The sequence below is a fragment of the Pseudomonas sp. PKS genome, from assembly GCF_051913525.1.
Lineage (GTDB): Bacteria > Pseudomonadota > Gammaproteobacteria > Pseudomonadales > Pseudomonadaceae > Aquipseudomonas > Aquipseudomonas guariconensis_D.
In genome coordinates, this window is record NZ_JBEGDO010000010.1 from 138,332 (window position 1) to 157,179 (window position 18,848).

Here is an 18,848-nt window from a genome sequence, read left to right on the forward strand (position 1 = left end):
GAAATTTCAATGCGTCTGTTTCACACCTCCGACTGGCACCTGGGCCAAAGCCTGCACGGCCAGGAACGCGACTTCGAACATGCCTGCTTCCTCGACTGGCTGCTCGGCCAGCTGCGCCTGCGCCAACCTGACGCCCTGCTGATCGCTGGCGACATCTTCGACACAGTCAACCCACCGGTCAAAGCCCAGGAGCGGCTCTACGATTTCATCGTCCAGGCCCATGAGCAACAGCCCAAGCTCGACATCGTGATGATCGCCGGCAACCACGACTCCGGCTCGCGGATCGAACTGCCGGCTGCCTTGATGCGGCGCCTGCGCACTCACGCGCTGGGGCGTGTGCACTGGCTCGACGAAGGCCAGCTGGACGCCGAGCGCTTGTTGATCCCGCTGACCAACGCCCGCGGCAAAGTCTGCGCCTGGTGTTTGGCCCTGCCGTTCCTACGCCCGGCGGAAGTCACCGGCCCACAGCTGGGCGACGACTACCTGCAAGGCATCACCCAGGTGCACCAGCAACTGATCGCCGCCGCCCAGGCCAAGCGCAAGAAAGACCAGGCCCTGGTCGCCATCAGCCATGCGCACATGGCCGGTGGCGCAGTCTCGGAAGACTCCGAGCGCAGCCTGATCATCGGCAACGCCGAGGCCCTGCCGGCGCGTCTGTTCGACAAAGCCATCAGCTACGTCGCCCTGGGCCACCTGCACAAACCGCAACGGGTCAACCGTGAGGAGCGCATCCGCTACAGCGGCGCGCCGATCCCGCTGTCGTTCGCTGAAATCAACTACCCGCACCAGATACTGGAAATCGAGCTCGACGGTGCCGAACTGGTCAGCGTCGAGCCTCGCCCGGTACCGCGGGCCGTGGCCCTGCAACGCATCGGTCCGGCACCGCTGGGCGAGCTGCTGCAACAGCTGGCCGACCTGCCGGTGGTCGATCTTCTGGACGATCCCAACCGCCAGCCCTGGCTGGAGGTGCGGGTGCACCTGGACGAGCCGCAGCCAGACCTGCGCCAGCAGATCGAGAGTGCCCTGCAGGGCAAGGCCGTGCGCCTGGTGCGCATCAGCGCCGAATACGCTGGGCGCGACAGGCAGGACGATGACGAGCAGCCCTTCGTCGAGCTGTCGCAACTGACCCCGCAGGACCTGTTCAGTCGCGCCTGGGAACAGGCCTATGGCAACCCGGTCGATGAGCAGGCGCTGGCTGATTTCGCCCAGCTCCTGCAAGACGTCCAGCTGGAGGAGGAGCAACCATGAAGATCCTTGCCATTCGCCTGAAAAACCTCGCCTCCCTGGCAGGCCCGATCGACATCGACTTCACCGCCGAGCCCCTGGCCAGCGCCGGCCTGTTCGCGATAACCGGCCCCACCGGCGCCGGCAAGAGCACCCTGCTCGATGCCCTGTGCCTGGCGCTGTTCGGCGCAGTCCCTCGGCTCGAGGACATCGGCCGGGAGGCCAAGGTGCCCGATGCCGACGGCGAGATCCCGACCTCCGACCCACGCAACCTGCTGCGCAGAGGTACCGGCAGCGGCTATGCCGAGGTGGACTTCGTCGGCATCGACGGGCGCCGCTACCGCGCCCGCTGGGAAGCCAACCGCGCCCGCGAGAAAGCCAATGGCAAGCTGCAACACAGCCGCCAGAGCCTGTACGACCTGGACAGCGAGCAACTGCTTGGCAGCGGCAAGAACGAATACAAGCAATTGGTCGAAGCACGCCTGGGCCTGAACTTCGAACAGTTCACCCGCGCGGTGATGTTGGCCCAGAGCGAGTTCGGTGCCTTCCTCAAGGCCGACGACAAAGAACGCAGCGAGCTGCTCGAAAAGCTCACCAACACCGCCATCTACACCCGCCTGGGCCAACGTGCCTTCACCAAGGCCAGGGAAACCGGCGAGCAGCACAACGACCTGAAGAAGCAGGCCGAGCACCTGCTGCCCATGGACACCGAAGCCCGCGCCGCACTCGACCAGCAACTGGAGCAGGCCCAGCAGCAGTTCAAGACCGACCAGACGCGCCAGCGGCAACTGGAGCAACAGCGCACCTGGCTTCAGGAGCAGCGCCAGTTGCAGGCCCAGCACACCGAGGCCCAACAGGCGCTGCAAGCGGCCGAGCAACAATGGCAGCAACTGGCCGAGCAGCGCCTGGACCTGCAGCGCCTGGAACGCCTGGCGCCGCAGCGCCACCAGTTCCATCGCCAGCAAGTACTGACCGCACAGTTGACCCCACTGGCCGCAGAACTCGCCGAACAAGCACGCCAGCAAGACGACCTGCAGAGCCGCACAGGCGAACTTGAGCAAGCGCTTGAAGGCGCGCGCCAAGCGCTTGCCCAGCGCCAAGCCCAGCACAGCGAAAACGCCCCACGCCTGCGCCAGGCCTTCGCCGCCCAGGACAGCCTGGCGCGCCTGAGCGAAGAGCTGGCCGCCCAACGCGCCGCCGCTGAGCACGCAGCCCGGGACGTCGCCGACGGCCAGCAGCAATTGCAGCAGTTGGAGGAAAACCAGCAACGCAGTCTGCAAACCCTGGAGCAGATCGACGCGGCGCTCGCGCACAGTGAACAGCTGGCCGGGCTGACCGATGCCTGGCAGGCCTATCTGCCTCAGTTGAAGCAAGTGATGCTGGTGGGCGGCCGCCTGGCCAAGGGCCGCGAAGAGCTGCCGGGCCTGCAGGCCCAGGTCAGCCAGGCCAATGCCCAGTTGCAGTCCCAACGCGACAGCTTCGAGCTGTTGTTCCGCGAAGCCGGTGCCGAGCCCCAGGCGCTGGCCGAGCAGATCGACCTGCTGGGCGCGATGCTTCAGGACAACCGCAAGCAGCAACGCCTGGTCGAAGACTTGTCACGCCTGCATGGCCGTGAACAGGAACTGCGTCATACCCTGGCTAGCCTGCGCGAGCGCCAGCAACAGGCCATGCAACAGCGCCAACAGCTCATCGGCCAAGGCACCGCCGCCAAGGCCGAGCTGGAAACCGCCGAACAGGCCCTCGCCCTGACCCGCCAGTTGCTGGAACGCCAGCGCCTGGCCCGAACCAGCAGTGTCGAGGAGCTGCGCGCGCAACTGCGCGACGGCGAGCCCTGCCCGGTTTGCGGCAGCGCCGAGCATCCCTTCCACCAGCCCGAAGCCCTGTTACAGAGCCTGGGTCGCCATGACCAGGCCGAAGAAGACGCCGCCCGCACCCAGGTCGAGGCCCTCAACAGCCAGTTGATGGAACTGCGTACCCAACTGGGCGTGGTCAACGCCCAGCTCAAGGACTACCAGCAGCAACAGGTACAGTTGGGCGAGCAACTGCAACCGATCCTCGAGCAGCTCCAGGCCCATGCCCTGTGGCCGGCCCTCGCACCGCAGGACGACAAAGCCCGCAGTGCCTGGCTCGACGGCCAGCTGCGCCGCCTGGAAGAAGAGATCAACCGCGACGAGAAACGCCAGAGCACCCTGCTCGCCTTGCAAAAAGAGGCTGCCCGCCTGAACCAGCAGTTGCAGGCCACCAACGAAGCACAGCAGCAGGCCCAACGTCATCTCGAGCAACAACACCAGGCCCTGGCCGCCGACGAGCAACAGCTCGAACAAGCGCTGGACGATCTGACCAACGTCTTGCCCGCGGACATCCTCCAGGCCCTGCGCGACGATCCGGCCAACGCCTTCCTCGGCCTCGACCAGCAGATCGCCCAGCGCCGCCAGCAGCTCGACCAGCGCAAGGACGAGCAGCAAGAACAGCAGGCGCGCCAGGTTCAGCTGGACAAGCTGCGCGACCAGCAGCAAGTGCGCCTGAACACCCAGCAGCAGCTTCAACACAAGCTCGCCACCCTGGATGAACAGCGCCTGCAAGCCTTGGCCACCCTGGCCGAACTGCTCGGCGAACAGCCCAGTGCCGAGGCCTGGCAACAGCACATGGACGCGCAACTGGAACACGCCCGCCTCGCCGAGAGCGAGACCGCCGAGCGCTTGCAGGCGCTGCGCACCCAAGGCGTGCAACTGGCCGGCGAGCTCAAGGCCAGCCGCCAGCGCCAGCACACGCTGGAGCAGGAGTGCCAGCAGTTGCAGGGCCAGATTGCCCAATGGCGCAGCGAACATCCCGAACTGGACGACACCGGCCTCGACCGCCTGCTGGCCATCGACGATGCCCAGCTCGGCGAACTGCGCCAGCGTCTGCAAACAGCGGAAAAAACCATCGAGCAAGGCCGCGTGCTGTTGCAGGAGCGCGAACAGCGCCTGCAGCAGCACGCCGCCCAAGCCACTGTCGAAGTGGAGCCCGAGTCTCTGGAAGCAGCGCTGAGCACCCTTGAGCAAGCGCTGGCCAGCCAGGAGCAGCAGTGCGCCGAACTGCGCGCCCGCCAGGCCGACGATCAGCGTCGCCAGCAAGCGCACCAGGCGTTGGCCAACGAGATCGAACAGGCCTACCAACAGTGGCAGCGCTGGGCACGCCTGAACGCGCTGATCGGCTCAGCCTCGGGCGATGTCTTCCGCAAGATCGCCCAAGGCTACAACCTGGACTTGTTGCTGCATCACGCCAACAGCCAATTGCGCCAATTGGCCAAGCGCTATCGCCTCAAGCGGGGCGGCAGCGCCCTGGGCCTGCTGGTGCTGGACACCGAGATGGGCGACGAGCTGCGCTCGGTGCATTCGCTCTCCGGCGGTGAAACCTTCCTGGTGTCCCTGGCCCTCGCCTTGGGCTTGGCGTCCATGGCCTCTAGCACCCTGCGCATCGAATCACTGTTCATCGATGAGGGCTTCGGCAGCCTAGACCCGGAGTCCCTGCAACTGGCGATGGATGCCCTCGACGGCCTGCAGGCCCAGGGGCGCAAAGTGGCGGTGATTTCCCACGTGCAGGAGATGCATGAGCGCATCCCGGTGCAGATCCAGGTGCGCCGCCAGGGCAATGGCCTGAGCGATGTGGAGGTGTGCGGGTGAAGCTCTATTCGTTCCGCCGCTGCCCCTGGGCCATGCGCGCACGCCTGGCCCTGAGCTATGCCGGTTGCGCGGTGGAGATTTGCGAAGTGGCGATGAAGAACAAGCCCGCCGAACTGCTGGCACTGTCGCCCAAGGGCACGGTGCCGGTGCTCGACACCGGTGACCAGGTGCTCGAAGAAAGCCTGGACATCATGCGCTGGGCCCTGGAGCAGAACGATCCGCAGGATTGGCGTCTGCAGGCCGCCCCTGCGGCGGCGGCCCAGGCGCTGGAGCTGATTGCGCGCAACGACCAGACCTTCAAGGCCCAGGTGAACCTGTACAAGTACGCCGAACGTTACCCTGAACATTCGCGCGAGCACTATCGCCAGCAGGCCGAACCCTGGCTGACGGAGCTGGAGGGATTGCTCGAAGGTCGTCCCTACCTGCTGGCAGAGCACCCGAGCCTGGCCGATGCCGCCCTGCTCCCGTTGATGCGTCAGTTTTCCGGGGTGGAACCGGCCTGGTTTACCGAGGCCCCGTACCCACGTTTGCGCACCTGGTTACAGGGCTGGCTGGCATCAGACCTGTTCAAGGCCATCATGGCCCGCTGATGCACTCTGTCTGCAGGGTGCCCATTCGCGGCGGCTCGACGCCTAGATAAGCCCGTTTCCACAGGTACAGCGGTGTGCTTGAGAGCACCGCTGTACCTGTGGAAAGGGGTTCACCCGCTAAGAAGCCAGCGCAGCAGGTTTGTATCTTTTAGATAGCCAGGATCGGCGAAGAGAACAGCAACAGCACCACCGCCGCGATACGCCACATCATGCTCCACCTCCGGAGTCAAAAATACAGCGTCAAATTTAAACACATGGCGTTGTGCTACTACCACCCCTCTCTACGATCAATGTGCGTGTTTGCCGCCCAGGGCTGCATGGAAATGCGCGCTTTGCTGCAGGTACTTTTCGGTATAGCTCTGGGTGACGGACGATTTGCCGCGCACTTCGACCTGGGCATGGGCCGGCAGGACGACGGAGGCGGAAATGGCGGAAGCGGCAATGACCGGGAAGAGATTGAAGTTCATGGGGGCTGTCCTCGACGTCGGTGGTTTGACGATGGCCGTTGTTGGCCTTGGGTCAAACTTACGCCGCCAGGGAGGCCCGCAGAAATTCATTGCGCCAGTAGCGATTATCAAGCCGATTGATAGTCACTCGAGAAACTTGAGGTCCGACGGCGCGTCCTGGGGCAGGGTCTGAACGGTCTCGCCGAGCTTGCCGCTGCGTGGGTCGCGGCGCATGACCACGATCTGGTTGCTCTTCTGGTTGGCCACCAGCAAGAAGTTGCCACTGGGATCAAGGGCGAACTCCCGGGGGTGGTCTCCCTCCACCGAGCGGCGCTGCAACAGGCTCAGTTGGCCGTCATCCTTGCCCACCGCATACACCACGATTTCGTTGGCAGTGCCGCGGTTGCTGACATAGAGGAATCGCCCGTCGGCCGACAGGTGCAGGCCACCAGACGCCTTGGCCGCAGCGTCCTGCTGCTCGGTCAGGGGCAGGCGCTGGCGTTCGATCAGGTTGCCGTCGTGTACGTCGAACGTCACCACCTCGCCGCTCATTTCCAGGGTCAGGTAGGCGTGCCGGCCCTTGGCGTCGAACAACAGATGACGCGGGCCACTGCCGGCAGGCAAGGTCACCGAGGCGGGAATCGCCGGGCTCAACGGGTGCTCTGGGCTGGCACCGTCGTAGCGGTAGATGAATACCTTGTCGGCACCCAAGTCGCTGGCGTACAGATGGCGACCGTCGGGCGAGAGCACCACCGAGTGCACATGGGCACCGGCCTGACGCTCAGGGTTGACCTTGCTCGGGGCATGGCGCAGTTGCTGGACTACATCCTTGAGCGTGCCGTCCCGTGCCACCGGGATCACCACCAGGCTACCACCCGGCACGGGTGCGACAGCGTAGTTGGCAATGAACAGGTAGCGCTGGTCATGACTAAGGCTGGCGTGGGTCGGTTCGTCGCCCCGGCTGGCCACCTGGTTGAGCGGCTTGATCTGGCCCTGGGTGCCCAGGGAAAAACTGCTCACGTGGCCCTGGGGCGTTTCGTTGACCGCGAACAACAGGCGCTGGTCAGCCGAGAGCACCAGCCACGAGGGGCTCACGCTCTTGACCACCTGCCGGGGCGTGGCGTCGATCTGGCCGCTGCGGGTATCGAAGCTATAGCGATAGAGGCCTTGGCTGGTGCCGTCGGTGTAGCTACCGACCAACAGCACGCCTGCGTGTGCGTTGAGCGTCAGGCCCATGAGACTAGCGGTCAGCAGGCTCTTCCAGATCTTCATCGTCATCATCTTCCGAGGCGCGCAAGGCATCCATACAGACTAGCCGATGCTCACCGTCGGCATCGTCGAGCAGCCATTGATCGCCCTCGGCGACTGCAGCGGCGACTTGCTCTGGCGTGAAGCGCCAGCGGCGCAGTTGACGACCGTCCATGCATTCGACCGACAGGCCATCGGCGTCGAAGGTGAAATCGAAGGCATGCAGGCCGTCGATCAGCAGCATGTCACAGGATTCTAGGGCAGTGGCAAGGGTGGTCATGGGGAGGTCCGCAGAGAAATGGACCGGCATTATAGCCTCGGCGACGCGATACCTGTGGCCGCAGGTCAAGCCTGCGAAGGGCCGCAAAGCGGCCCCCCCTTTGGATCAATGCGCGAAGATCGACCCACCCGCCTTGCCCGCCAGTTTCTGCGGACGAATCAGGAACCGCGCCAGCGCTGGCAGCAGCCACAGCGCACCGAACATGTTCCACAGCAACATGAAGGTCAGCATCAGGCCCATGTCCGCCTGGAACTTGATCGCCGAGAAGATCCAGGTGCACACCCCGATGGCCAGGCACAGGCCGGTGAACAGCACCGCCTTGCCGGTGGAGCGCAAGGTTTCGTAGTAGGCCTCCTGCAGCGGCAGCCCTGCCCGCAGGAAGCTCTCCAGACGGCTGTAGATGTAGATGCCGTAGTCCACGCCGATCCCCACGCCCAAGGCCACCACCGGCAAGGTGGCAACCTTGACGCCGATGCCCATGAAGGCCATCAGGGCGTTGCCCAGCACCGAGGTGAGCACCAGCGGCAGGACGATGCACAACGTTGCAGCGAACGAGCGGAAGGTGATCAGGCACATCACCGCCACGCACAGGTACACCAGCACCAGGATGGTCAGCTCGGCCGACTTGATCACCTCGTTGGTGGCCGCCTCGATGCCCGCGTTACCGGCCGCCAGGAGGAACTGCAGGCCCTCTTTGTTATGGCTGTCGGCAAAGGCCTGGGCCGCCGCGGTCACCCGCTCCAGCGTCTCGGCCTTGTGGTCGTTGAGGAACACCAGCACCGGTGCCAGGGAGCAGTCGGCGTTGTACAGGCCATCGGCGCGGGCGATGGAGTTGTTGAGCACGTCCGGGTTGCGCGACAGGGTCTCCCATTTAAGGCTGCCCTCGTTCATGCCCTTGATCACCTGCTTGGACACGGTCACCAAGGAGATCGCCGACTGCACGCCGGGGGTGTTCTCCATGGTCCACATCAGCTCGTCGATCGGTGCCATGGTCGAATGGATCGAGCAGCTCTCGGCCGGGGTCTTGACCATGATCACCAGCACGTCGGAGCTGGTGGAGTAATTGCTGATGATGAAGTTGTTGTCCTGGTTGTAGCGCGAGTCAGGACGCAGCTCCGGCGCGCCCTGGTCGAGGTCGCCGATCTTGAGGTTCTGGCTGTACCACAGGCCGCCGGCAAAGGCTGCCAGGGCCAGGGCGATGGACACCGGGGCCACCTTGGGGCTGGCGAAGTTCGCCAGCAGGCGCCAGAACGGGTGTTCGCGGGTGGCGTCCTTCTTGCTGCGGGCGATGGCCTTTTGGCTGATGCCTACGTAGGAAATCGCTACCGGCAGCAGAATCAGGTTGGTGAAGACGATCACCGCCACGCCGATCGACGCACCGATGGCAAGCTCACGGATCACGCCGATGTCGATCACCAGCAAGGTGATGAAGCCCACCGCATCGGCCAGGATGGCGATCATGCCCGGCAGGAACAGCTGTCGGAACGTGCGCCGGGCAGCGGTCAAGGCGTTGTCGGCTCCGCTCGACTGCAAGGCGATGCCGTTGATTTTCTGCACCCCGTGGGAGATGCCGATGGCGAAGATCAAGAACGGCACCAGCATCGAGTACGGATCCAGCCCGAAGCCGACCGCATGCATCAACCCCAACTGCCAGACCACGGCCACCAGGGTGGTGATGAGCACGGCGATGGTGCTGCGGATGCACCAGGTGAACCAGTACAACAGTGCCCAGGTGACGGCCAGGGCGACGCCGAAGAACATCACCACCATCACCAGACCGTCGATCAAGTCACCAACTTTTTTGGCGAAACCGACGATGTGGATCTTCACGTTGGGGTTCTGGGCCTGGAATTTGTCGCGGATCTTCTCTTCCAACTGATGGGAAAACTGCTGGTAGTCGAGCTTGACCTGCTTGCTCTGGTCTTGAGGGTCCGGGTAACTCTCCATCAACGGCACGTCGACGATGCTGGACTTGAAGTTGTTGGCCACCAGACGCCCGACCTGGCCGGACTTGAGCACGTTGTCGCGCAGCTCGTCGAGGCTTTCGGCCGAGCCGTTGTAAGTGTTGGGGATCACCTCACCGCCGGCGAAGCCGTCTTCGGTCACCTCGGTCCAGCGCACGCTCGGGCTCCACAGCGACTTGAGCCCGGCCCGGTCGACGCCTGGAATGTAGAAGACCTCGTCATGGATCTGGCGCAGAGTCTCCATGTAGTCCTTGTCGAAGATATCGCCGTTGACCGCCTCCACCGAGATGCGCACGGTGTTGCCGAGGTTGGCCAGGTCATTGCGGTGCTCGAGCATCTGTTCGATGTACGGATGCTGCAGCGGAATCATCTTCTCGAAACTGGTGGACGGGCGGATCTGCGTGGCCTGCCAGAACAGGAAGATGCTCACCAGCAGGCACAGGGCGATGACCGCCGGCCGATTGTTGAAGATCAGCCGTTCGAGCAAGGTCGCCTTGTCTTGATGGTGCTGCTGGTGCATGTCGAAACTCTCCCGGCTGGTCATTGCTGCCCCTCCTCTGCGCCTTCGGCGGTGGCCAGGTGCACGCCCCCTTGGCCCACCAGCAGCAGACCGCCATTGGCAAGCGCCGCGGCGGCCGACAGGGCGAGACGGTCGGCGCGGTTGTAGACCGTGAAGCTCTGGCCGTCATCCTGGCTGCGCAGCACCGTGCCGCCGTTGCCCACCAGGACCAGGCTGCCATCGTTGAGCAAGGTGGCGCTTGCCAGGCCGAACTCCAGCGAGCCACGGGCGGCCTTGAGCGGGATCGGCTGCCAGGTATCGCCGAAATCGGTGGAACGGAACAGGTTGCCGCGCAGGCCATAGGCCAGCAGCGTGCGGGGGTGGGAGGTAGCGATCACGCCGAACAGCGACCCCTCGTAGGGGCCTTCGACGCGCGACCAGCTCTGGCCGTTGTCGCTGGAACGGAACATGCTGCCCTGTTCGCCGACGATGAACAGGCCTGCGTCCTTGATGGTGGCAATGGCGTTGAGGTGCAACTGGTCGGGGTTGTCCAGCCGCTCGGCGATGTCCTGCCAGTGCTGGCCACCATCGGTGGTCTCGATCAGGGCGCCATAGGCACCCACGGCAAATCCGTGCTGGGCATCGAGGAAGGTCACGTCGAGCAGTGGCGCTTCGCGGGAGAGGTCCTCGAACTGTTTGCTCCAGGTGGCGCCGCCATCGCTGGTGGTCAGCACCTGGGCGTCATGGCCGACCGCCCAGCCGCGCTTGTCGTCGAGGAAGAACACTGCCGTGAGCAACTGCCGGGTGGGCACCCGGGCCTGGGTCCAGGTCTTGCCCTGGTCGTCGGAGAACAGGATATGGCCACGGTCGCCGACCACCACCAGCCGTTTACCGAGATTGGCGGCATCGATCAGCAGGCTCTGGCTGGCCCTGGCCGACTCCACCGAGTACTCCTCGGCAGCGGCGGCCTGGGCACCACCTGCTGCTGTCGCCATGGCCAGCGCCAGCCACATACTGGCCGCCAGTGGCCAGGCACCACGCCGGGCACGCGCCCTTGTCCGGTCTCTCATGACCGCTCCCCTTTTGTGTTCTTGTAGTGGGTAAGCCTATTGGCAGGTGCTGCGAAAACCCTGTTCCAGAGCACTGCAATGGCTTTGGGGCCATCCTATCGGGGATATCGGCGGGAAAACAACGAGCGGGACGTTATGTTTTGTTAAGCAAAAAGAAAGGGGCCGCTGCGCGCGCCATCGCAGGCTTCGCCAGTTCCTACCTAGCGTGTAGGAGCTGACGCAGCCTGCGATGGGCTGCCCAGCAGCCCCTGTCAGACCGGCTCAGGCCAGGCTTTTGCTCACCACTTCATACACATCACTGGACAGCGCACCGCAAGCCAGGATGCGCTCCAGCTCGCCACGCATCAGTGCCTGGCGCGCATCGTCGTACTTGCGCCAGCGGGTCAGCGGCACCAGCTGGCGCGAAGCGATCTGTGGGTTGAGGGCGTTGAGCTCGATCACCAGGTCCGCCAGGAAGCGGTAGCCCGAACCATCGGCGGCGTGGAAGTTCACCAGGTTCTGCCCGGCGAAGGTACCGATCAGAGCACGCACTTTGTTGGGGTTCTTCAGGGTGAAGGCCGGGTGCTGCATCAGCGCCTTGACCCGTGCCAGGCCACCCGGCAGGGTGCTGGCGGCCTGCACGCTGAACCACTGGTCCATGACCAACGGGTTGTCCTTGAAGTGCTCGGCGAAGGCTTCCAGGGCCTTGGCGCGCTCGGCCTCGAACGGCGAGTTGACCAGCACCGCCAGGGCGGTGAGACGCTCGGTCATGTTGTCGCAGTGCTCGAACTGCTCCAACGTCGCCTCCAACACCTGCGGCTTGCCGGTGAGCATCAGGTACGACAGGGCGATGTTCTGCAGGCTGCGGCGCGCGAAGTGCTCGGCCTCGGCGACGTAGGCGGTCTTGCCGGAGACTTCGCGGTTGGCCTGGTAGCGCGCCCACAGGGCGTCGAACAGCTGTTCGGCGATCTGCTTGCGGGCGAACTCGCGGGCGGCATGGATGGCATCGACGTCGGCCACCTGGCTGATCTCGGTGAGGTAGGCCTCGCCCGGCAGCGACAGCATCTCGGCGACCATGGCCGCATCGAGCGACGCATTGCCCAGTACCGTGCCCAGGGCAGTGATCAGCCGCTGATCTAGCTTGAGGGCCTCGCCACGCTGATAGTGGCCGATCAGCTCCTGCAACACCTGCACCGACAGCTGCTGACCCGCTTCCCAGCGGTTGAAGCCATCACTGTCGTGCTGCATGAGGAACATCAACTGGTCGCGATCGTACGGGAAGCTCAGCTTGACCGGCGCACTGAAGCCACGCAGCAACGACGGCAGTGGCTTGGCGGCGATGCCTTCGAAGGTGAAAGTCTGCTCGGCCTCGGTCACCGACAGCACGCGGCTGGTACCCTGCGGCGCGGCTTCGCCGGCCAGGCGCAGTGGCAGGTCGTTGCCCTGGGCGTCCAGCAGGCCCAGCTCCACCGGGATCACGAACGGTTGCTTCTGGGCTTTGTCCGGGGTCTGCGGGCAGCTCTGGCGGAAGGTCAGGCTGTAGGTCTGCGCGGCGGCGTCATAGGCTTCACTGACCTCCAGGCGTGGCGTACCGGCTTGGCTGTACCAACGCTTGAACTGGGTCAGGTCCACGCCGTTGGCGTCTTCCATGGCCTTGATGAAGTCATCGCAGGTCACGGCCTGGCCGTCATGACGCTCGAAATACAGGTCGCTGCCCTTGCGGAAGCCTTCGCTGCCCAGCAGGGTGCGGACCATGCGCACCACTTCGGCACCCTTTTCGTACACGGTCAGGGTGTAGAAGTTGGAGATTTCGATGAAGCTGTCCGGGCGCACCGGGTGGGCCATGGGACCGGCGTCCTCGGCGAACTGGTGCGTGCGCAGGTAAGCCACGTCCTCGATGCGCTTGACGGTGCGCGAATTCATGTCAGCGCTGAACTCGGCATCGCGGAACACCGTGAAGCCTTCCTTGAGCGACAGCTGGAACCAATCGCGGCAGGTCACCCGGTTGCCCGACCAGTTATGGAAGTACTCGTGGGCCACCACGCCTTCGACCCGCTGGTGGGCGGCGTCGGTGGCCGTTTCGGCGCGCGCCAGCACACAGCTGGAGTTGAAGATGTTCAGGCCCTTGTTTTCCATGGCGCCCATGTTGAAGTCGTTGACCGCGACGATCATGAAGATGTCCAGGTCGTATTCACGGCCGTAGACCTCCTCGTCCCAGCGCATGGACTTCTTCAGGCTGACCATGGCGTGGTCGCACTTGTCGATGTTCTCCGGCTCCACGTAGATACGCAGGGTCACGTCACGACCGGATTGGCGGGTGAAGGTGTCCTCGACGCACCACAGGTCACCGGCCACCAGGGCGAACAAGTAGGCCGGCTTCATGAACGGGTCTTCCCAGGTCGCCCAGTGACGACCGTCCTCAGCCGGTCCGCTGCCGATCGGGTTGCCGTTGGACAGCAACACCGGGTAGCGATGCTGCTCGGCGATCACGGTGGTGGTGAACGTGCTCATCACGTCCGGGCGATCGAGGTAGTAGGTGATCTTGCGAAAACCTTCGGCCTCGCACTGGGTGCAGAACATCTTGCCGGACTTGTACAGGCCTTCGAGTGCCGTATTGCTTTGCGGGTGGATCTTCACGCTGGTGTCGAGGGTGAAACGCTCGGCCTTCGGTTGCACAGTCAAGCTGTCATCGTCGAGCTGGTAGTCGCCAGCGGCCAGTGGCTGGTCATCCAGCTGCACGCTCAGAAGCTCCAGCTGCTGGCCGTCGAGCACCAGCGGCGGCAGGCCGGCGCCACGGGCCGGGTTGCGGCGCATGACCAGCTGCGCATGGACCAGGCTGTGGTCCTCGAACAGCTCGAACGTCAGGTGCGTCTCGTCGATCAGGTACTCAGGCGCCTGGTAATCCTTGAGGTAGATCACTTGCGGTTGTTCGGTACGCATCGTGCTGGTCCTTTTACTGGTGCACGGCCAATTGGTAGGCCGTGTACTTGCGAATGTTGATCACACCGGTGTCGAAGATCAGGTACTGGCCCTTGATGCCCAGCAGCGTGCCTTCGGCCACCGGGTCCTTGTCCAGGTTGAAGCTCACGATCTTTTTCGGATAAGCCTCGACCGGGTAGCGCATTTCGACCACTTCGGCGTCGGCCAGCGGCTGGATCGCCTGCAAGCCAAAGCGCGCCTGCAAGCCCTTCAGGCCTTCGGCGCAGGCATCGAAGATCTGTTCGCGGATGGCCGGCAGGTCGAGCACCTCGGCGTCGCCCTTGAGCAGCGCTCGCCAGTTGGTGCGGTCCGGTACCTGGCTGCGCAGCAGATCCTCGACCAGGCCGGACTGTTGCCGGGTGGCCACGCGCAGGATCGGCAAGGCCTGGCTGGCGCCCTGGTCGAGCCAGCGGGTGGGCAGCTGGGTGGCGCGGGTGATGCCGACCTTGATGCCCGAGGAGTTGGCCAGGTAAACCACATGATCGGTCATGCAGAACTGCTCGCCCCAGGACGGCTCGCGGCAGGTGCCGGCGTCGTAATGGCATTTTTCCGGGGCCATGATGCAGACATCGCACTGGGCCAGCTTGGTCATGCAGGGGTAGCAGTAACCCTGGCTGAAGCTGGTCTTGGTACGTTTGCCGCAGTGGGTGCAGTGGATGGCGCCGAGGTACTCCAGGCGCAGGGTCTTGCCGATCAGTGGATTGACCGGCACCTGCTCCTCACCGAGGCGAAAGGCGTATTGGACAACCGGTGCTTCCAGGCGCACCGCCATTTTGCTCAGAGAGCCACGAGCGAGTTCGATCAATGTACCGAGTCCGACTTGAACAGGATGTTGGGGACCGGTGCCGATTTCGACGCGCACTCCTGTGGGCCCATGTAGCCGGTGCGTTGCTCCTCGGGCAGGTTCTTCATCTCCCAGGCGATCACCGCCTGCAGCGACAGCGCCTTCTGCTCCGGGGTCAGCTTGCGGCCGTCGGCCCATTTGCCGATTTCCACGGCCAGTTTAAGGCTCTCGTAGATCTCGGGGGTGATGTTTTCGATCATTTGCGCAAAGGTGGACATAACATCTCCTAAATCAAGCCGACAGTTTACGCCGTGCCAGGGCCCCGCCCAAGAGCCCGGTCAGGCATCCGATGAGCAGCCCACCGACGTGGGCGGCATTGGCGATCTGGCCAAAGCCGAGCTGGCCGACCACGCCGGTCAGGCAGATCAACAGCCACACCAGCATCATCACCAGTACGCCCTTGGGCAGGCTGAACAACGGGCTGGGCGCCAGCCACTGATACAGCCAGACATGCCCGAGCAAACCGTAGAGCACACCGGACAAGCCGCCGAACAAGCTGGGACCGCTGGTGTAATGCTGGGCCAGGTTGGACACCAGGCTGAACAGCAGGGTCAGGCCCAGCAGCGCCCAAGGGCCCTGGCGCAACTCGATGCGCCGCCCCAACTCCCAGTACCACAGGGCGTTCATGGCCAGGTGCAGCACACCGAAATGCAGGAGCATCGGCGATACCAGCCGCCACCACTGCCCCTCGGCCAAGCCCTGTTCCAACGAGGTGAAGTACAGGTATTGGCCCTGCACTCGAAAATCCAGGAAGGTGAACCAGCCGACCGTCGACAGGTTGTCGCCCAGCCCGGTCAGCACGGCGACGACCAGGCACAGCAGCAGCATCCCGGCGGTGACCTTGCAGGCCCGGGCCTGGTCGGCCAGGGAAGGACGCTGGGCCATGCCGGCGAGCACCTCTTCGGGCAGTTGGATCTCGTCGTTGCCCTCGGGGTACCGCTGATACAGCTCGCGCACATCCGCGGCCAGGGACTCCGGCACCCAGAGGATCTGCTCCTGTCCCTGCTCGACCACCCGGTGCGGGACCTGCAACCGGCGCAACATCTTGACGAAACCGCCCAGGTCGACCGTTAGCGGCAGGCGCATTGCTGCGATCACGTTCATTGGCTGGCCTGCGGGCGTTCGACGTCGACCCAGACGAACTTGTGGGGGTCGATACGGGTTTCGTCATCCAGGCGGTAGGCCGCCAGCTTGCCGTAGAGCACGGCGCTGTAGTCCAGGCAGGCCAGGTTGCCGCGGATCGGTGCCGGGCGGCCGCTGCGCCAGTAGTGACCGACGAACAGCAACGGCTCGTCCTCGGCGTAACGCAGCAGGGCGTTTTTCTGGCTGTGGCTCAGGGGCGTGCGGGCTACGTCCTCGGGCAAAGCGTCGGGCTGGAACACGATGTCTCCATAGGTTTGGGGGTCTTCTTCCCAGAACTTGGTGCGGAAGAAGGCGCGAGTCAGACCATCGCCACCGGTCAGCGTCAGACCGTCCGGCAGGCGCATGTCGGTGCCGCGCAGCAGGCGGTTGCACACGGTGGATGCAAAGCTGCCGGAGACTGCCGAGGCCTGGATGAAATGCTCATCGATGCACCCGTTCGGGTACTCCCGACGCAGCGGTTCGATCAGCCCCGGGTCCCAGCAGGCATGGACCAGGCGGAAGCGCCCGGCGTCGACGAACAATGGCAGCTCATAGAACCATTGCAGGAAATCGTGCCAGTCACCTGGGTGTTGGGCAAATTGGGTCAGGGTTTCGTCGATCAGCCGAGCGTGGCGCGGGGTGTGCTCGCGAACGTAGGTCTTGCCACTGCCTGGCAGCGCCGGAGTAACCCAGGCCAGGGCGTTGTACTCATGATTGCCCATGATGCAGAAGGCCTGGCCGGCTTCGACCATGTCATGGACGATGTGCAGGGCCTCGCGGATGCGCGGGCCGCGGTCGACGATGTCGCCGAGGAACAGCGCCTGGCGACGGGGATGGCGCCACACGCCCCCCTGGCGCTTGTAGCCCATGGCGTCGAGCAGGCGCTCCAGGGTCAGGGCACAACCGTGTACATCGCCGATGATGTCGAAACTGCGTGCCGGATCGAGCATCAGTCGCCTCCACTCCCCAGACGGCTGCCCCAGCCGAGTTTGGTGCGGCACACCTCGTAGTAGTTATGGTCCAGCGGATGGATCAGGCGCAACTTCTGCGGTTTCTTGCTCACCGTGATGGTATCGCCAGGGGCGCAGGTGAAGTGGTTCTGACCGTCGCAGGAGACCTGCGGGTAGATCTGCAGGTCCTGGGAGACGACGATCTTGAGTTCACTGTTGCCGTCCACCACGATCGGCCGTCCGGACAAGGTGTGCGGGTACATCGGCACGATGACGATGGCATCGAGCTTTGGGTGCATGATCGGCCCACCCGCGGAGAGCGCGTAGGCAGTGGAGCCGGTGGGGGTGGCGATGATCAGGCCGTCGGCCTTCTGGCTGCAGACGAACTGGCCATCGATGTAGATCTCGAACTCGATCATCCGCGTCGACTTGCCTGGGTGCAGCACCACGTCATTGAGCGCATCGCCCTGGCCGATGGCCTCGTTGTGGCGACGCACCTCCGCCTGCAGCAGGAAGCGGTTTTCCACCAGGTAATGGCCGTCGAGCACCTCGGCGACCTTGGTCTCCAGCTCGTCGGGACGGATGTCGGTGAGAAAGCCCAGGTTGCCGCGGTTGATGCCCAGCACCGGGATGTTGTGTCGGGCCAGGGCGCGGGCGGCGCCGAGCAGACTGCCGTCACCACCGACCACGATGACCAGGTCACAGACCTCGCCCAGCAGCTTGCGCGTGGAGGTTTGCAGGCCATGGCCGGGCAACACCTCGGCAATGGTGTCCTCGAGGATCACATGCAAGTGGCGCTCGATCAGGAATTTTTTCAGTCGGCGAATGGTGTCGAGCACCTGGGAGCTGCCAAGGCGACCGATGATACCGATATTGCGAAATTGCTCCATGGTGCTCCTGCAAGGCTCTGCGACGGGTGACGGATGGCCAGTGTGGCCCTTGGGATTATGGGCGAAACGACCAGCCAGCGGCAAACCGGCTATGCTCGCTGGATGACGCCCTTCGCCGATCTTCACGACCTCCCTGGCCAGTTGCGCCGCCCCGCCGTACGCGACCTGGCGTGGACAGTGTTGTCGCCCGCCCTGCTGAGCCAGCCACCCTGCGCGCAACGTCATCCGCTGACAGCCAGCGCCTGGGCGGACGACCCCGAACGCCTGCGACAGTGGCTGCTGGCGCTGGACCAGGACGACCAGGCGCTGCTCGACTGGCTCGCCCGCCTCACCAGCCACCGGCTTGGCCTGTACTACGAAAGCCTGTGGCAGTTCGCCCTGGGCCAGGCGCCCGGCGTTGAGTTGCTGGCGGCCAATCTGCCGATCCGCGAAGGCGGACACACCCTGGGAGAGCTGGATATCGTCCTGCGTGACCAGGAAGGCGTTCACCATCTGGAACTGGCTATCAAGCTCTACCTTGGGCCATCCGGCGGTGACGGCCATGATCCTGCGCACTGGCTGGGCCCGGGCTGCCATGACCGCCTGGACCGCAAGCTGGGCCACCTGGCCCGCCATCAGTTGACGATCTCGTCCTGGCCCCAGAGCCGCCAGGCCCTGGCCTTGCTAGGGGTACACGAGGCACGGGCACATGCCTGGCTCGGCGGCTACCTGTTCTACCCTTGGCCAGTGCTTGCCGATTCACCGGTCGGCGCCAACGCACAGCATCTGCGCGGGCGCTGGTTGCGTCGAAGCGACTGGCCTGACTACCAGCAGGCCAATCCAACCGGACGCTGGCAGCCCCTGCCCCGCCATGCCTGGCTGGCACCGGCGCGAGTGGAAACCACGGCGTGCTGGTCGCCCCAGCAGTTCGAGGCCTGGCTGGCCGAACTGGACGATCAGGCGCGCGCGCAATTGCTGGTCAGGCTGGAGGTGGCCGGGGACGGTACCTGGCAAGAGGCCGAGCGGGTGTTCCTGGTCGCGGACAGCTGGCCGCAACTCTCGACTTGATACTAAAGCGCCCCTACCTCGCGACAGGGCCACCATCGACATCAAATTTCA

15 protein-coding genes are annotated in these 18,848 nt (G+C 64.5%); 4 read left to right on the plus strand and 11 right to left on the minus strand.

Annotated features, from left to right (window positions below; all coding sequences use genetic code 11):
• Positions 1–9: 9 nt before the first annotated feature.
• From ABOA88_RS13085 to ABOA88_RS13095, 3 genes are read left to right on the plus strand one after another with little or no spacing between them, the layout of a single operon-like run.
• Entirely contained in the window at positions 10–1,248 is a 1,239-nt protein-coding gene (locus tag ABOA88_RS13085; protein ID WP_367851679.1) for an exonuclease SbcCD subunit D C-terminal domain-containing protein, read from the plus strand.
• Positions 1,245–4,889, plus strand: coding sequence for an AAA family ATPase (locus tag ABOA88_RS13090; RefSeq protein ID WP_367851680.1), 3,645 nt, complete (start codon positions 1,245–1,247; stop codon positions 4,887–4,889). The genes ABOA88_RS13085 and ABOA88_RS13090 overlap by 4 nt, the downstream gene beginning before the upstream one ends.
• Complete coding sequence (locus ABOA88_RS13095) at positions 4,886–5,479, plus strand: glutathione S-transferase (protein ID WP_367851681.1); 594 nt, start codon at positions 4,886–4,888, stop codon at positions 5,477–5,479. Before ABOA88_RS13090 ends, ABOA88_RS13095 begins: the two co-directional genes overlap by 4 nt.
• A gap of 287 nt (positions 5,480–5,766) precedes the next feature.
• Here ABOA88_RS13095 and ABOA88_RS13100 read toward each other — a convergent pair whose 3' ends face one another.
• The 11 genes from ABOA88_RS13100 to ABOA88_RS13150 form a co-directional block, all read right to left on the minus strand.
• On the minus strand, positions 5,767–5,946 hold the full coding sequence (locus tag ABOA88_RS13100) for a hypothetical protein (RefSeq protein ID WP_043206774.1): 180 nt from the start codon (positions 5,944–5,946) through the stop codon (positions 5,767–5,769).
• Between the two features lie 123 nt (positions 5,947–6,069).
• Positions 6,070–7,203, minus strand: coding sequence for a lactonase family protein (locus tag ABOA88_RS13105; RefSeq protein ID WP_437437096.1), 1,134 nt, complete (start codon positions 7,201–7,203; stop codon positions 6,070–6,072).
• The gene (locus ABOA88_RS13110; protein WP_043206779.1) at positions 7,166–7,453 is read right to left on the minus strand and encodes a DUF5629 family protein; all 288 of its coding nucleotides are present in this window, start codon (positions 7,451–7,453) and stop codon (positions 7,166–7,168) included. The genes ABOA88_RS13105 and ABOA88_RS13110 overlap by 38 nt, the downstream gene beginning before the upstream one ends.
• 105 nt (positions 7,454–7,558) lie before the next feature.
• Positions 7,559–9,961 (minus strand): efflux RND transporter permease subunit, encoded by a 2,403-nt coding sequence (locus ABOA88_RS13115; protein WP_367851683.1) that lies wholly within the window; start codon positions 9,959–9,961, stop codon positions 7,559–7,561.
• Positions 9,958–10,986 (minus strand): WD40/YVTN/BNR-like repeat-containing protein, encoded by a 1,029-nt coding sequence (locus tag ABOA88_RS13120; protein ID WP_196169946.1) that lies wholly within the window; start codon positions 10,984–10,986, stop codon positions 9,958–9,960. Before ABOA88_RS13120 ends, ABOA88_RS13115 begins: the two co-directional genes overlap by 4 nt.
• Before the next feature lie 261 nt (positions 10,987–11,247).
• Positions 11,248–13,905, minus strand: coding sequence for an aminopeptidase N (gene pepN, locus ABOA88_RS13125; RefSeq protein ID WP_367851684.1), 2,658 nt, complete (start codon positions 13,903–13,905; stop codon positions 11,248–11,250).
• Positions 13,906–13,918: 13 nt separating this feature from the next.
• Positions 13,919–14,749 (minus strand): DUF2797 domain-containing protein, encoded by an 831-nt coding sequence (locus ABOA88_RS13130; protein WP_196169948.1) that lies wholly within the window; start codon positions 14,747–14,749, stop codon positions 13,919–13,921.
• On the minus strand, positions 14,746–15,006 hold the full coding sequence (locus ABOA88_RS13135) for a YeaC family protein (RefSeq protein ID WP_043206786.1): 261 nt from the start codon (positions 15,004–15,006) through the stop codon (positions 14,746–14,748). Before ABOA88_RS13135 ends, ABOA88_RS13130 begins: the two co-directional genes overlap by 4 nt.
• A gap of 13 nt (positions 15,007–15,019) precedes the next feature.
• The gene (locus ABOA88_RS13140; protein WP_367851685.1) at positions 15,020–15,892 is read right to left on the minus strand and encodes a rhomboid family intramembrane serine protease; all 873 of its coding nucleotides are present in this window, start codon (positions 15,890–15,892) and stop codon (positions 15,020–15,022) included.
• Positions 15,889–16,860, minus strand: a complete 972-nt coding sequence (locus ABOA88_RS13145; protein ID WP_196169950.1) for a metallophosphoesterase — start codon at positions 16,858–16,860, stop codon at positions 15,889–15,891. The genes ABOA88_RS13140 and ABOA88_RS13145 overlap by 4 nt, the downstream gene beginning before the upstream one ends.
• On the minus strand, positions 16,860–17,750 hold the full coding sequence (locus ABOA88_RS13150) for an NAD(+) kinase (RefSeq protein ID WP_043206793.1): 891 nt from the start codon (positions 17,748–17,750) through the stop codon (positions 16,860–16,862). The genes ABOA88_RS13145 and ABOA88_RS13150 overlap by 1 nt, the downstream gene beginning before the upstream one ends.
• Positions 17,751–17,807: 57 nt before the next feature.
• Here ABOA88_RS13150 and ABOA88_RS13155 point away from each other — a divergent pair, with 57 nt between their 5' ends.
• Positions 17,808–18,797: a DUF1853 family protein gene (locus tag ABOA88_RS13155; RefSeq protein WP_367851692.1), complete on the plus strand. Its 990-nt coding sequence runs from the start codon at positions 17,808–17,810 to the stop codon at positions 18,795–18,797.
• Positions 18,798–18,848 lie beyond the last annotated feature (51 nt).